The organism is Pseudomonas sp. R3.Fl (genome assembly GCF_023516765.1).
Classification (GTDB): Bacteria; Pseudomonadota; Gammaproteobacteria; order Pseudomonadales; family Pseudomonadaceae; genus Pseudomonas; species Pseudomonas citronellolis.
Genome location: NZ_JAMGSO010000001.1, coordinates 605724 through 621099, shown reverse-complemented (window position 1 = coordinate 621099; position 15376 = coordinate 605724). Strand labels below are relative to the sequence as shown.

Annotated in this window: 9 protein-coding genes; 1 reads left to right on the top strand and 8 read right to left on the bottom strand. The window is 69.3% G+C overall.

What is annotated here, in order from left to right:
* Positions 1-245 precede the first annotated feature (245 nt).
* A complete protein-coding gene (locus tag M8R19_RS02485; RefSeq protein ID WP_249916910.1) occupies positions 246-2156 on the top strand; it encodes a sigma-54-dependent Fis family transcriptional regulator in 1911 nt (636 codons plus the stop codon).
* A gap of 115 nt (positions 2157-2271) precedes the next feature.
* On the opposite strand, the gene M8R19_RS02480 is transcribed toward M8R19_RS02485, so the two are convergent.
* The 8 genes from M8R19_RS02480 to M8R19_RS02445 all read right to left on the bottom strand — a co-directional run bounded on the left by M8R19_RS02480 (position 2272) and on the right by M8R19_RS02445 (position 15326).
* Positions 2272-3015 (bottom strand): class I SAM-dependent methyltransferase, encoded by a 744-nt coding sequence (locus M8R19_RS02480; protein WP_249916909.1) that lies wholly within the window; start codon positions 3013-3015, stop codon positions 2272-2274.
* A gap of 317 nt (positions 3016-3332) precedes the next feature.
* A complete protein-coding gene (locus M8R19_RS02475; RefSeq protein WP_249916908.1) occupies positions 3333-4724 on the bottom strand; it encodes an efflux transporter outer membrane subunit in 1392 nt (463 codons plus the stop codon).
* Positions 4721-7906 carry an efflux RND transporter permease subunit gene (locus tag M8R19_RS02470; protein ID WP_249916907.1) on the bottom strand — a complete coding sequence of 1062 codons (3186 nt, stop codon included), beginning with the start codon at positions 7904-7906 and terminating at the stop codon, positions 4721-4723. The genes M8R19_RS02475 and M8R19_RS02470 overlap by 4 nt, the downstream gene beginning before the upstream one ends.
* 117 nt (positions 7907-8023) lie before the next feature.
* The gene (gene mexE, locus M8R19_RS02465) at positions 8024-9256 is read right to left on the bottom strand and encodes a multidrug efflux RND transporter periplasmic adaptor subunit MexE (RefSeq protein ID WP_249916906.1); all 1233 of its coding nucleotides are present in this window, start codon (positions 9254-9256) and stop codon (positions 8024-8026) included.
* Between the two features lie 484 nt (positions 9257-9740).
* Entirely contained in the window at positions 9741-10643 is a 903-nt protein-coding gene (locus M8R19_RS02460; protein ID WP_249916905.1) for a hydroxymethylglutaryl-CoA lyase, read from the bottom strand.
* Between the two features lie 141 nt (positions 10644-10784).
* Positions 10785-12743, bottom strand: coding sequence for an acetyl/propionyl/methylcrotonyl-CoA carboxylase subunit alpha (locus M8R19_RS02455; RefSeq protein WP_249916904.1), 1959 nt, complete (start codon positions 12741-12743; stop codon positions 10785-10787).
* Positions 12744-12828: 85 nt separating this feature from the next.
* Positions 12829-13626, bottom strand: a complete 798-nt coding sequence (locus M8R19_RS02450) for a gamma-carboxygeranoyl-CoA hydratase (protein ID WP_249916903.1) — start codon at positions 13624-13626, stop codon at positions 12829-12831.
* Between the two features lie 92 nt (positions 13627-13718).
* Entirely contained in the window at positions 13719-15326 is a 1608-nt protein-coding gene (locus M8R19_RS02445) for a carboxyl transferase domain-containing protein (RefSeq protein WP_249916902.1), read from the bottom strand.
* Between the last annotated feature and the right edge of the window lie 50 nt (positions 15327-15376).

Below are 15376 nucleotides of genomic sequence, written 5' to 3'. Positions count from 1 at the left end.
AAGGGTGGTGCCAGGAGGCGGCCTGGAAGGCGGGGATAGCCGTCGTAGAGCGCGTCGTTCAGCGTTGCCAGAACACCCCGTCGGGCTCCGGTTGAGACGCGCCATGTCAGCCTGCACGGTGCTTTGGCGAGACGCTGAGACGCAGCGTCTCACCCGGGCGCCGGCCGTCCGCGGCGCTTGTCCGGCGGCCGGGGCGGGGCTTAAATGACCGGCACAAGAACAACGATACGAGCCGCGGAGGCCCCATGCTGCCTGCCTACTCGAAAGCCCACGTGGACTGCGTCAGCCGCGTGCTGCGCCACGCCGAGCGCCTGCCCGAGCCGCCGGTGCCGAACCTGATCCTCGACTCCTGGCGGCGTTCGATGGAGCAGCACCACCTCGACCCGGGTTCGCTGCAGGGCCCGCGCATCCTCAGCCAGAGCGTGCTCAGGGAGTGCCGCGAGCGCGCCGAGAGCTTCCTGCGCATCGCCGGCGAGGAAGTCTCGCGCCTGCACGGCCAGGTGCGCGACGCCGACTACTGCGTGCTGCTCACCGACGCCCAGGGCCGCACCATCGACTACCGCGTGGAATCGGCCATCCGCGGCGACTGCCGGCGCGCCGGGCTGTACCTGGGCACCTGCTGGTCGGAAGGCGAGGAGGGCACCTGCGGGGTGGCCGCGGTGCTGACCAACGGCGTGCCGGTGACGGTGCACAAGCGCGACCACTTCCGCGCCGCCTTCATCGGCCTGACCTGCTCGGCGGCGCCGGTGTTCGACCCCTGGGGCGAACTGCTCGGGGTGCTCGACGTCTCCGCCGTGGAATCCCCCGACGACCGCCGCAGCCAACACCTGATCCGCCAGATGACGGTGCAGAGCGCGCGGCAGATCGAAAACGCCTTCTTCATGCACAGCACCCGCGGCCAGTGGGTGCTGCGCGCGCACGCGGCGCCGGGCTACGTCGACAGCCAGCCGGACTACCTGTTCGCCTGGGACGCCGACGGCCACCTGCAGGCGCTGAACCCGGCGGCGCGGCGCTACCTGCAGACGCGCTACGGGCAACTGCCGCAGCACATCGGCGAAGTCTTCGACCTCGACCTGCTGCGCGCCGCCGCCGACGAAAGCCCGCGCCACGTGGCCGAGCACGGCCTGCACGTGCGCCTGAGCGCGCCGAAGCGCGCGGTCAGCGTGGCCATGCCGGCCAGCGACCCCGCCCGGCTCGACCCGCGGGTGGCGGAAAGCCTGCGCCTGGCGGTGCGGGTGAAGGACCGCAACCTGCCGGTGCTGGTCCACGGCGAGACCGGCGCCGGCAAGGAAGTCTTCGCCCGCCAGCTGCACGAGGCCAGCGCGCGGCGCGACAAGCCCTTCGTCGCGCTGAACTGCGCGGCCATTCCCGAAAGCCTGATCGAGAGCGAACTGTTCGGCTACGTCGCCGGCGCCTTCACCGGCGCCGAGCGCAAGGGCATGCGCGGCCTGCTGCAACAGGCCGATGGCGGCACCCTGTTCCTCGACGAGATCGGCGACATGCCCCTGGCCCTGCAGACGCGCCTGCTGCGGGTGCTGGCCGAGGGCGAGGTGGCGCCGCTGGGCGCGGCGCGGCGGCAGGCGGTGGACATCCAGGTGATCTGCGCCAGCCACCGCGACCTGGCCGCCCTGGTGGCCGCCGGCGAATTTCGCGAGGACCTGTACTTCCGCCTCAGCGGCGCGCGCTTCGAACTGCCGCCGCTGCGCGAGCGCAGCGACAAGCTGGCGCTGATCAACCGCCTCCTCGACGAGGAAGCCACGCGCTGCGGGCTGCGCCTGGGCCTGGGCGACGCGGCGCTGGAACGCCTGCTGGGCTACCGCTGGCCGGGCAACGTGCGCCAGCTGCGCCACGTGCTGCGCTACGCCTGCGCCATCTGCCCCGGCGAAAGCATCCGCCTGGAAGACCTGCCCGAGGAACTGCGCGGCGCGGCCGCCCAACCGTTGCACGAGTCCCCGGCCAGCCCGGAACGCCAGGCCCTGCTCGACGCCCTGGTGCGCCACCGCTGGCAGCCGGGCCCCGCGGCCCAGGCCCTGGGCATCTCGCGGGCGACGCTGTACCGGCGGGTGAAGCAGCACGGCATCGAGATGCCACGGGCGAAGCGCGAACCCGCCTGCTCTTCGCACGGCGGAAACCATGGCCCGGCTGGCTCCCCGTAGGATGGATTGAGCGAAGCGATACCCATCGCCGCGACTTGCTCGCGAACCGCCCCAACCCCGGTGCAGCCGGATAATCCGTTCGCGAGCAAGCTCGCTCCTACGGGAAGCCTGCGCCTTATACTCTGCCCAGCCTGATGGTCAGCGGCCAGCTCACCTGGCGCGTTTCCACCTCGCCCCAGGCCGCCTGCAACTCCCCGCGCAGCGCCTCGACCGGGTCCTGGCCGGTGGCCTGGCGGTAGCTGGCCACCGCCGACCAGCTGTACAGGTAGTCGACCAGGCGCTGGAAACTCCACTGCGCCTCCAGGGCGAAGGGTGGCGTCTCCACGCGCTCGAAGGGGAAGGGGATGGTTTCGTAGCCGGTCTCCACATGCTTGCGTTCCGGCGCCCAGTAGGGGCCGACCAGGTCGTGGTAGAGATGGCGGATCAGCGCGTCCAGGCGCTCGTCGATGTTCAGCAGGTTGTAGGAGACCACCGCCAGCAGCGCGCCGGGGCGCGACACGCGGCGCACCTCGGCATAGAAGCGCTCGACGTCGAACCAGTGCAGGGCCTGGGCCACCAGGGTGAGGTCGACGCTGGCCGGCTGCAGCGAGGTGTTTTCCGCCGGTTCGCAGCGGTAGTCGATGTTGGCCTCGCGGGGGGCCTGTTCCAGCTGTTTTGCGTTGATGTCGGTGGCCACCACCTGCTGGAAATGCCGGGCCAGGTCGAGGCTGGCCTGGCCGGAGCCGCAGCCGCAATCCCAGGCCCGGTCGGTGGAGGGCGCCTCCTGCGCCAGCCAGGCGAAGAACGCCGGATCGTAGGTCGGGCGACCGGCGCGGTAGGCGTCGGCCTGCTGGCTGAACAGCTGGCGGGTGTCGGTCATGGGGGAGCTCCGGGGGCGGCGGGCGGGGGACTATCTTGCCGGTGGGGGTGGGAGGGGCTCAAGAGGCGGAGTCAGCCCGATGCTCCGGCACAACCGGGAAACTCCGTTCGCGAGCAAGCTCGCTCCTACAGGTGCAGGAGACATGCTGTCGTAGGATGGGTTGAGCGAAGCGATACCCATCACCATGGTCCGATGGGTTTCGCAAGCTCAACCCATCCTACGAAAAGCGCTTCGGCGCAGCGGGCATAAAAAAGCCCCGCGATCAGCAGCGTGCGTCGCGGGGCCAAGTGGCCGGAGAGTGGCCAGGGAGGAACCTGTCAGGCCCGGGGTTGCCAGCCGCCGCCCAGGGCCTTGTAGATGGCGACTATGCCGCGGTACACGTCGACTTCGGCCAGGGCCTGGGCGTCTTCGGCGGCCAGTTGTTCGCGTTCGGCGTCCAGCAGGTTGAGGAAGTCCAGGGTGCCTTCGCGGTATTGCACGCCGGCCAGTTCGGCGGCCTTGCGGCTGGCCTCGGACTGGCGCACCAGCACCAGCATGCGTTGCTGGCGTTTGCCGTAGTCGCTGAAGGCGTTGGAGGACTCTTCCAGGGCCAGCAGCACCTGCTGCTCGTAGCTGGCGAGCGCGGCGTCGGCGTCGGCCTTGGAGGCGCGCAGGCGGGCGCGCACGCTGCCCAGGTCGAAGGCGGCCCAGCTGATGGTCGGCGCCACGCCCCAGGCGCGGGCCGCGCCGCAGCCTATCTGCGAGCCGCGCCCGGCGGTGTAGCCGAGGAAGCCGCCGAGGCTCACCCGCGGGAACAGGTCGGCGGTGGCCACGCCGACGTCCGCCGTGGCTGCGGCCAGGCGGCGTTCGGCGGCGGCGACGTCGGCGCGGCGGCGCAGCAGGTCGCCCGGGTCGCCGATCGGCAGGGCCTTGGCGATGGCCGGCAGTTGCTTGGGCGAGAGGTCCACGCTGAGCTGGTCCGGGCGCTGGCCGAGGAGGGTGGCGATGCGGTTGCGCTGGCGCACTTCCTCGGCCTGCAGTTGCGGCAGGGTCGCCTCGGTGGCGGCCAGGCGCGCTTCGGCACGCTGCACGTCCAGTTCGTTGCCCACGCCGTTGTCGCGCAGCTGAATGGTCAGGTCGCGGGATTCGCGCTGGTTCTTCAGGTTGTCGCGGGCGATACCTTCCCTCAACTGCGCGCCGCGCAGTTGCCCGTAGGCGTCGGCCAGTTCGGCGACCAGGCTGACCTGCAACTGCTGCAGGTCGGCCTGGGCCGCCTGGCTCTGGGCGTCGGCCGATTCCAGCTCGCGGCGCACGCGGCCGAACAGGTCGACTTCCCAGATCATGTCCAGGCCCAGATCGTAGCGTTCCTGGTTGACGCGGTCCTCGGTCTGCCCGGGCACCTGGCCCTTGCCGACCTCCGAGGAGACGCGGCTGGTCACGGTGGGGAAGCGGTCGTTGGAGACGTCGTCGCGGATCGCCCGCGAGGCCAGCACGCGGTCGTAGGCCACGCGCAGCTCGCGGTTTTCCTGCAGAGCCTGGTCGACCAGCTGGCTCAGCACCGGGTCGTCGAACTGTTTCCACCAGGCGTCCTCGAAGCGGCTGCGGTCGAAGGCTGCCGCGCCGGTTTCGAGCTTGGCCGGCGCGGTGTCCGGCTGCTTGTAGTCGGGGCCGACCATGCAGGCGCTGAGGCTCAGGGCCAGCAGCGCCGGGGCGAAGTGTTTCAGGTTCATGCGTGGCTGGCCTCGTGGGTCAGGCGGGCTTGTTTCTTCGCTTCGCGGGCTTCCATGAAGCGGCGGATGAGGACGTAGAACACCGGCGTCAGCAGCAGGCCGAAGAAGGTCACCCCGAGCATCCCGGAGAACACCGCGACGCCCATCGCGTGGCGCATCTCGGCGCCGGCGCCGGTGGACAGCACCAGCGGCACCACGCCCATGATGAAGGCGATGGAGGTCATCAGGATCGGCCGCAGGCGCAGGCGGCAGGCTTCCAGCACGGCGCTGACGCGGTCCATGCCTTCTTCCTGCTTGTCCTTGGCGAACTCGACGATGAGGATGGCGTTCTTGCACGCCAGGCCCACCAGCACGATCAGGCCGATCTGGGTGAAGATGTTGTTGTCGCCGCCGGCGACTATCACCCCGCCGATGGCCGACAGCAGGGTCATCGGCACGATCAGGATCACCGCCAGCGGCAGGCCCCAGCTCTCGTACAGCGCGGCCAGCACCAGGAAGGCCAGCAGCACGCAGAGCGGGAAGACGAAGGCCGCGGTGTTGCCGGCGAGGATCTGCTGGTAGGTCAGGTCGGTCCACTCGTAGGTCATGCCGTTGGGCAGTTCCTGCTTGAGCAGTTTCTCCATCGCCGCCTCGGCCTGGCCGGAGCTGTAGCCGGGCGCCGCGGCGCCGTTGATCTCGGCGGTGATGAAGCCGTTGTAGTGCATCACCCGGTCGGGGCCGGCGGTGTCGCTGATCTTGATGAAGGTGGCCAGGGGGACCATTTCACCGAGGTTGTTGCGCACCTTCAGCTGGCCGATCTGTTCCGGGTCCAGGCGGAAGTTCTGGTCGGCCTGGACGTTGACCTGGTAGGTGCGGCCGAAGCGGTTGAAGTCGTTGGCGTACAGCGAGCCCAGGTACACCTGCAGGGTGTCGAAGATGTCGCTGATGGCCACGCCGTGGGTCTTGGCCTTCTCGCGGTCGATGGCGGCGTCCACCTGCGGCACGTTCACCTGGTAGCTGGTGAACACCGACATGGGGTCCAGCTCGGGCAGCGCGCGGGCCTTGGCGAGGATGTTCTGGGTCTGCGTGTAGAGCTCCTCGTAGCCCAGGCTGCCGCGGTCCTCGACCTGCACGCGGAAGCCGCCGATGGTCCCCAGCCCCTGTACCGGCGGCGGCGGGAAGATGGCGATGTAGGCGTCCTGGATGTCGGCGAACTGTTTGTTCAGCTCGGCGGCGATCTCGCCGGCGGACATGCCCGGGCCCTTGCGCTGGTCGAAGTCCTTCAGCGGAGTGAAGACGATGCCGCTGTTCGGGCTGTTGGTGAAGCCGTTGATCGACAGGCCCGGGAAGGACACGGTGTGCTCGATGCCCGGGTGCTTGCCGGCGATTTCCGACATGCGCTTGATCACCGCCTCGGTGCGGTCCAGCGTGGCCGCGTCGGGCAACTGGGCGAAAGCCACCAGGTACTGCTTGTCCTGCTGCGGCACGAAGCCGGTCGGGGTGCTGGAGAAGCCCAGGTAGGTGAGGGCGATCAATCCGGCGTAGATCAGCAGGGCGATGGAGCTGCCGCGCAGCACGCGGGTGACGGTGCCGACGTAGCCATGGCTGGCGCGGTCGAAGAAGCGGTTGAACGGGCGGAACAGCCAGCTGCCCAGCAGCTTGTCGAGGATCAGCGAGAAGCGGTCCTTGGGCTCGTGGTGGCCCTTGAGCAGCACGGCGGCCAGGGCCGGCGACAGGGTCAGCGAGTTGAACGCCGAGATCACCGTGGAGATCGCGATGGTCAGCGCGAACTGCCGGTAGAACTGCCCGGTGAGGCCGGAGATGAACGCGGTCGGCACGAACACCGCGCACAGCACCAGGGCGGTGGCGATGATCGGCCCGGTCACTTCCTTCATGGCGCGCTTGGTGGCCTCGATGGGCGTCAACCCGAGGCCGATGTTCCGCTCGACGTTCTCCACCACCACGATGGCGTCGTCGACCACGATGCCGATGGCCAGCACCAGGCCGAACAGCGACAGCGCGTTGAGCGAGAAGCCGAAGGCGTGCATCACCGCGAAGGTGCCGATCAGCGACACCGGCACGGCGGCCAGCGGGATGATCGAGGCGCGCCAGGTCTGCAGGAACAGCACCACCACCAGCACCACCAGGATCAGCGCTTCGAACAGGGTGTGCACCACCGCTTCGATGGAGCCGCGGACGAAGATGGTCGGGTCATAGACGATGGAGTAGTCCACGCCCTGGGGGAACTCCTTCTTCAGCTCGGCCATCTTCGCGCGCACCTCGTTGGAGATGGCGATGGCGTTGGAGCCGGGGCGCTGGAAGATCGGGATGGCCACCGCCGGCTGGTTGTCCAGCAGCGAGCGCAGGGCGTACTGGCTGGAGCCCAGTTCGATGCGCGCGATGTCCTTCAGGCGGGTGATCTCGCCGTCCGGGCCGCTGCGGATGATGATGTTCTCGAACTCTTCCTCGCTGACCAGGCGGCCCTGGGTGTTGATCGACAGCTGGAAGCTGGTGGCGCTGGGTGCGGGCGGCGCGCCCAGGGCGCCGGCGGCGACCTGGCGGTTCTGCTCGCGGATGGCGTTGACCACGTCGGTGGCGGTCAGGTTGCGCGAGGCCACCTTGTTCGGGTCCAGCCACACGCGCAGCGAGTAGTCGCCCATGCCGAACAGCTGCACGTCGCCCACGCCGTCCAGGCGCGCCAGCTCGTCCTTGATGTTGAGGATGGCGTAGTTGGACAGGTAGAGCATGTCGTAGCGGTTGTCCGGCGAGGTCAGGTGCACGACCATGGTCAGGTCGGGCGAGGCCTTGTCGACGGTGATGCCGATGTGGGTGACCTCTTCGGGCAGCTTCGGCTCGGTGCGCGTCACGCGGTTCTGCACCTGCACCTGGGCGTTGTCCAGATCGGTGCCCAGGGCGAAGGTGATGGTCAGCGTCATCTTGCCGTCGGCTGTGGACTGCGAGGACATGTAGAGCATGTTCTCGACGCCGGTGATAGCCTGCTCCAGGGGAGCTGCGACGGTCTCGCCGATCACCTTGGGGTTGGCGCCGGGGAAGGTGGCGCGCACCACCACGGTGGGCGGCACCACTTCGGGGTATTCGCTGATCGGCAACTGGAACAGCGAGATGGCCCCGCCAATCAGGATGATCAGCGAGAGCACGGCGGCGAAGATCGGCCGCTGCACGAAGAATTGCGAGAAGTTCATGGTTCGTTCCTGGCGCGCGGGGCGCTAAACCCTGGGCAAAAGGTCACCCGCGGCCCTGGGTGGGGCCAGGGCCGGGTACTGCGTTGTCGATGTGCCCCGCTCAGGGGCGGGTCGTCGTCAGATGCGGCTGGGCTTGCCCGGCGACTGCTCGGCGACCTTCGGCGGCTCGCTGTCTTCCACCGCCTGGCGCGAGCGGGCGAGGGCGGCGAGGGTGTCCGGGCTGGCCATGGGCACGCCCTGGGCATCCACCTCGGCGCCGGGGCGCACGCGCTGCAGGCCGTTGACCACGATGCGGTCGCCCTTGGCCAGGCCGCTGCGGACGATGCGCAGGCCTTCCAGCTTCGGCCCCAGCTCGATGGCGCGGTAGGCCACCTTCCTGTCGGCGCCGACCACCAGCACGAACTTCTTGCCCAGGTCGGTGCCGACCGCTTCGTCCTTGATCAGCGCGGCGTCGTAGGTACTGGAACCGACCAGCTTGATGCGCGCATAGAGGCCGGGGGTGTAGAGGCCGTCCTTGTTGTCGAACACCGCGCGGCCGCGGATGGTGCCGGTCTTGGGGTTGACCTGGTTGTCGAGGAAGTCCAGGCGGCCCAGGTGCGGGAAGCCGTCCTCGCCGGTCAGCCCGAGGTACACCGGGGTGCTGCCGCGGGCGTCCGGGCCGCCGGCGCGGGCCATGGCCACGTACTTCAGGTAGACGCGTTCGTCGGCGTCGAAGTAGGCGTAGACCTTGTCGGTGGAGACCAGGGTGGTGAGCAGGCTCTGCCCGGAGTTGACCAGGTTGCCGGCGGTGACTTCGGCGCGCGAGACGCGGCCGTCGATGGGCGCGGTGATCTGGGTGAACGACAGGTTCAGGCGCGCGTTGTCCAACTCGGCCTGGGTCGCCGCGACCTGGGCGCGGGCCTCGGTCGCGGCGGCGCTGCGGGCGTCGGCCAGCTCGGCGGAGATGGCGTTGGTGGCGCGCAGGCGGTCGCCGCGGGCGGCTTCGTTGGCGGTGCGCACCTGGTTGGCGCGGGCCTGTGCCAGTTGGGCCTCAAGGCGATGGACCTCGGCCTGGAAGGGGCGCGGGTCGATCTGGAACAGCAGGTCGCCTTTCTTCACCAGGGCGCCTTCGCGGAAGGTCACCTTGTCGATGTAGCCGGAGACGCGCGGGCGCAGCTCGACGGATTCGGGCGCCTCCAGGCGGCCGGTGAACTCGTCCCACTCGTTGACCGGCTGTTCGATGACCTCGGCGACGCTGACCTTGGGCGCGGGCATGTTCTGCGCGGCTTCCTGGGGCTTGCCGCAGGCGCTGAGCACCAGGACGGCGGCCAGTGCCAGGGGGATACGCAAGGGTTTGAGTGAACGCTCCATGGGGAAGACTCCGGCATTTTTTCTGTAATGGGCGGAGTCTGCGTTCCAGGCGTCTAAGTCGCTAATCGAACGGGAGCATTCTTATTATCACGGCCAGTGATAAACCCTGTTGCATTATCCGTATCAATCGATGGGGGATTTTCTGCTACCGGGTGGTGGGCTTTTGGCGGGCCGTTTGCGTACATGGATTCAGGGAGCTTCCAGGTTCCGCTTCACGCCGAACGGTCCCCTCTCCCGCTTGCGGGGGAGGGTTAGGGAGGGGGAGCGGAGTGCAGGGTTGGCAGGGGAGTGTCGGCGAAGTCCGCAACCCTCACCCCAGCCCTCTCCCAGAGGGAGAGGGGGCCGTTCGGCGCGGGCGGCGAATCCGGAGTCATCCTGATATGCCGGAGGCGTCATGCGCCCCACGCTACAGGAGAGACGCCATCGTAGGATGGGTTGAGCGAAGCGATACCCATCGCCATGACCGAGCAATAGCGGCGCGGGATCAGGCCTTGGCCAGGCGGGCGCGGGCCACGCGGGAGCCGTTTTCCTTGCCGAGCACCGCGCAGATGCGCTGGCCGGCGGCGATCAGGGCTTCGAGGTCGATGCCGGTGTGGATGCCCAGGCCGTTTAGCAGGTAGAGCACGTCCTCGGTGGCGACGTTGCCGGTGGCGCCCTTGGCGTAGGGGCAGCCGCCGAGGCCGGCGACCGAGCTGTCGAACACCGCGATGCCTTCCAGCAGGCTGGCGTAGATGTTCGCCAGGGCCTGGCCGTAGGTGTCGTGGAAGTGCCCGGCCAGGCGTTCGCGCGGCACGCGGGCGCCGACCGTTTCGAACATGGCGCGGGTGGCGCCGGCGGTGCCGACGCCGATGGTGTCGCCCAGGGACACTTCGTAGCAGCCCATGGCGTCCAGCTCGGCGGCCACGGCGGCGACCTGCTGCACGTCCACCTCACCCTGGTAGGGGCAGCCGAGCACGCAGGACACGTAGCCGCGCACGCGGATGCCGTGCTCGCGGGCGGCGTCCATCACCGGCACGAAGCGTGCCAGGCTCTCCTTGATCGAGCAGTTGATGTTCTTCTGCGAGAAGGCCTCGGAGGCGGCGGCGAATACCGCCACTTCCTTCACCCCAGCCTCCAGCGCGGCCTCAAAGCCCTTGAGGTTGGGCGCCAGGGCGGCGTAGGTGACGCCGGGCTTCTGCTGGATGCCGGCGAAGACTTCGGCCGAGCCGGCCATCTGCGGCACCCACTTGGGCGAGACGAAGCTGCCGACTTCGACGTAGGCCAGGCCGGCGGCGCTCAGGTCGTCCACCAGGCGCACCTTGTCGGCGACGCTGATGGGCTGTTTCTCGTTCTGCAGGCCGTCGCGCGGGCCGACTTCGACCAGGCGGACGTGTTGGGGCAGGGGCATGGGGTTGTCCTCTTGAGGTTCAGGCGAAGGGCAGTTGCTCTTGTAGGAGCGAGCTTGCTCGCGAACCCGCTTCGCACCGGACGTTCATGGTGCAATGCGTTCGCGAGCAAGCTCGCTCCTACGAAGAGCCGGGCGGGGGCTTTATGCCGGGGTTTCTTCCAACTCGACCAGCGCCGTACCCTCGGCCACCAGCTCGCCTTCGCTGCAATACAGCGATTTCACCACGCCGGCGTGCGGCGCGCGAATGCTGTGTTCCATCTTCATGGCTTCCAGCACCACCAGGGCGGCGCCGGCTTCCACCGCCTGGCCGGGCTGGACCAGGATGCGCACGATGCTGCCGTTCATCGGCGCGCCCAGGCCGCCGTGGTGGGCGTGGGCGGCCTCGGCTTCGGCGATGGCGTCGTAGCGGCGCACCTGCACCAACTCGCCCTGCCACTCCAGATACAGGCTGTCGCCCTGGCGCAGGGCCAGGTGGCGGCGGCGCAGGCCGTCGAGGTCCACTTCCAGCCATTCGCCCTTGAGCGTCGCGCCGCGCACGCCATCGGCATGGCGCAGGCGCACCACCTGGGATTCGCCCTTGGCCAGCAGGTGCAGGTCGGTTTCCCCCGACAGGCCGCTGCGCCAGCCGTCGCGGGCGCTCCACGGGGAGTGGGCGTCGTCGTTGCGCACGCGCTCGGCTTCGCTTTGCGCCCAGGCCTCGCCGGCCAGTTGCCAGAACTGCGCCGGCAGTTCGCCGGGCGCCGGCAGCAGTTGTTCCTGGTGGCGGGCGATGAAGCCGGTGTCCAGTTCGGCGGCGGCGAAGGCCGGGTGGGCCAGCACGCGGCGGAGGAACGCCAGGTTGGTCTTGAAGCCGCCCACGGCGGTTTCGCTCAGCATCGACAGCAGGCGCTGGCGGGCTTCCTCGCGGTTCTCGCCCCAGGCGATCAGCTTGGCCAGCATGGGGTCGTAGAACGGCGAGATGTCGTCGCCCTCGCGGATGCCGCTGTCCACCCGGCGGCCGGGGCCGGCCGGCGGTTCGCGGTACAGCGCCAGGTGGCCGCTGGCGGGCAGGAAGCCGCCTTCCGGGTCCTCGGCGTAGAGGCGCACTTCGATGGCGTGACCGTTCAGCGGCACCTGCTCCTGGCTGATCGGCAGCGGTTCGCCACGGGCCACGCGGATCTGCCAGGCCACCAGGTCGAGGCCGGTGATGGCCTCGGTGACCGGGTGTTCCACCTGCAGGCGGGTGTTCATTTCCATGAAGAAGAACTGGCCGCTGCCTTCGTCGTAGAGGAATTCCACGGTGCCGGCGCCGACGTAGCCGATGGCCTGGGCGGCGCGCACGGCGGCCTCGCCCATGCCGCGGCGCAGTTCCACCGAGAGGCCGGGGGCGGGGGCTTCCTCGACCACCTTCTGGTGGCGGCGCTGGATCGAGCAGTCGCGCTCGTTGAGGTACAGGCAGTTGCCGTGCTGGTCGGCGAACACCTGGATTTCCACGTGGCGCGGCTTGGTCAGGTATTTCTCCACCAGCATGCGCGAGTCGCCGAAGCCGGACTGGGCCTCGCGCTGGGCGGATTCCAGGGCCTCGGCCAGTTCGCTTTCGCGCTCCACCACCTTCATGCCCTTGCCGCCACCGCCGGCGGCGGCCTTGAGCAGCACCGGGTAGCCGATGCGCGCGGCTTCGCGCTGGAAGGTCGGGTAGTCCTGGGCCTCGCCGTGGTAGCCGGGCACCAGCGGCACGCCGGCGTCTTCCATCAGCGCCTTGGCCGCGGACTTGCTGCCCATGGCGTCGATGGCGCTGGCCGGCGGGCCGAGGAACACCAGCCCGGCCTCTTCGCAGGCGCGGGCGAAGCCGGCGTTCTCCGAGAGGAAGCCGTAGCCGGGGTGGATGGCCTGGGCGCCGGCGGCCTTGGCCGCAGCCAGCACGGCGTCGGCGCGCAGGTAGGATTCGGCCGGCTTGGCGCCGCCCAGGTCGATGGCGATGTCCGCCTCTTCGACGTGGCGGGCGTGGCGGTCGGTGGCGCTGTGCACGGCCACGGTGGTCAGGCCCAGGGCCTTGGCGGTGCGCATCACCCGGCAGGCGATCTCGCCGCGGTTGGCCACCAGTAGGGTCGTGATGGTCATGGGCGGGGCTCCTGGTGCGAATGGGCGGATGGGGTGGCGATGGGTTTCGCTGCGCTCAACGCCATCCTACGGGTGCGATGATTCATCAGTTGCCTCCCTGCCAGGCTGGCTTGCGCTTTTCGAGGAAGGCGTGCAGCCCTTCCTGGCCTTCGGGGCTGATGCGGATGCGGGCGATGGCGGCCTCGGTGTAGCGGCGCAGGTTGGGGCTCAATTCTCCGCTGCCGATCTCCTGGAACAGCGCCTTGCAAGCCATTAGGGCGCAAGGGGAATTGCACAGCAGGTTGGCGACCCAGGCCTCGACCTTCTCCTCCAGTTCCTCGGCGGCGTAGCACTCGTCCAGCAGGCCCAGCTCGCGGGCGCGCGCACCGTCGAAGCGCTCGGCGGTGAGGGCGTAGCGGGTGGCCGCGCGCTGGCCGATGGCCTTGGTCACGAAGGGGCCGATGGTCGCCGGGATCAGCCCGATGCGCACCTCGGACAGGCAGAACTGCGCCTGCTCGCTGCCCAGGGCCATGTCGCAGCAGGCCACCAGGCCCACGCCGCCGCCGAAGGCCGCGCCCTGGACTACGGCCAGGGTCGGCTTCTTCAGCAGGTGCAGGTTGTTCAGCAGTTCGGCCAGTTGCTGGGCGTCGGCGAGGTTGCCCTGGTAGTCGAGCTGCACCGCCTCCTGCATCCAGGCCAGGTCGGCGCCGCCGCAGAAGTGCCTGCCGCGGCCGCGCAGCACCAGCAGGCGCACCTCGGCATCGTCGGCCACCTGGTCCAGCGCCCGGATCAGCTCGGCGATGGTCTGGGCGTTGAAGGCGTTGTTCTTGTCCGGGCGGTTCAGCCATAGGGTGGCGACGCCGCGCGGGTCTTTTTCCAGCTGGATGTTCTGAAAGTCGGTCATAGAGCTACCTTCGGTCGCTAGCGGCAAGCTGTAAGCCTCAAGCTGCAAGGAGTGGCGCTTGCAGCTTGAGGCTTGGTGCTTGCGGCTTCGAGTCACATGCGGAAGATGCCGAAGCGGGTCGGCTCGATGGGCGCGTTGAGCGAGGCGGACAGGGCCAGGGCGAGCACTTCGCGGGTCTGCGCCGGGTCGATCACGCCGTCGTCCCACAGCCGCGCGCTGGAGTAGTAGGGGTGCCCCTGGCGCTCGTACTGGGCGAGGATCGGCGCCTTGATCTTCGTCTCGTCCTCGGCGCTCAGCGTGTTGCCGGCGCGCTCGGCCTGCTCGCGCTTGACCTGGGCCAGCACGCCCGCGGCCTGTTCGCCGCCCATCACGCCGATCCGCGCGTTGGGCCACATCCACAGGAAGCGCGGGTCGTAGGCGCGGCCGCACATGCCGTAGTTGCCGGCGCCGAAGCTGCCGCCGATGATCACGGTGAACTTCGGCACCTGGGCGCAGGCCACCGCGGTGACCAGCTTGGCGCCGTGCTTGGCGATGCCGCCAGCCTCGTACTTCTGGCCGACCATGAAGCCGGTGATGTTCTGCAGGAACAGCAGCGGGATGCCGCGCTGGCAGGCCAGTTCGATGAAGTGCGCGCCTTTCTGCGCGGCCTCGGCGAAGAGGATGCCGTTGTTCGCCAGGATGGCGATGGGGTAGCCGTGCAGGTGGGCGAAGCCGCACACCAGGGTGGTGCCGAACAGCGCCTTGAACTCGTCGAACTCGCTGCCGTCGACCAGGCGGGCGATGATCTCGCGCACGTCGAACGGCTGCTTGCTGTCCACCGGAATGACGCCGTACAGCTCCTCGGCCGGGTACAGCGGCGCGCGCGGGGCCAGGGTATTGAGCTTGCCGCGCTTGGTCCAGTTGAGGTTGGCGATGCAGCGGCGGGCGATGGCCAGGGCGTGCTCGTCGTCCTCGGCGTAGTGGTCGGCCACGCCGGAAGTCTTGCAGTGCACGTCGGCGCCGCCCAGGTCCTCGGCGCTGACCACCTCGCCGGTGGCGGCCTTCACCAGCGGCGGGCCGGCGAGGAAGATGGTGGCCTGCTCGCGGACCATGATGGTCTCGTCGCTCATCGCCGGCACGTAGGCGCCGCCGGCGGTGCACGAGCCCATCACCACGGCGATCTGCGGGATGCCCTGGGCGCTCATGTTGGCCTGGTTGAAGAAGATCCGCCCGAAGTGCTCGCGGTCGGGGAACACCTCGTCCTGGCGCGGCAGGTTGGCGCCGCCGGAGTCCACCAGGTAGATGCACGGCAGGCGGTTCTGCTGGGCGATGGCCTGGGCGCGCAGATGCTTCTTCACGGTCAGCGGGTAGTAGCTGCCGCCTTTCACCGTGGCGTCGTTGCCGACGATCATGCATTCCACGCCTTCCACGCGGCCGATGCCGGCGACCACGCCGGCGGCGGCCACGTCCTCGCCGTACACCTCATGGGCGGCGAGGGCGGAGACTTCGAGGAACGGCGAGCCGGCGTCGAGCAGGCGGTTGATGCGCTCGCGCACCAGCAGCTTGCCGCGCGCGCTGTGCTTGGCCTGGGCGGCGGCGCCGCCGCCTTCATGCACGCGGCCGAGCAGGGCGCGCAGGTCCTGGACGCCCTCCAGCATGGTCGCGGCGTTGGCGGCGTATTCCGGGGAGCGCGGGTTGATCTGGGTATGCAGTAGGGCCATGAAAACCTCGAGAAGAGCGCTGTAGGCTGGAGGCTGGACGAGGACTGGAG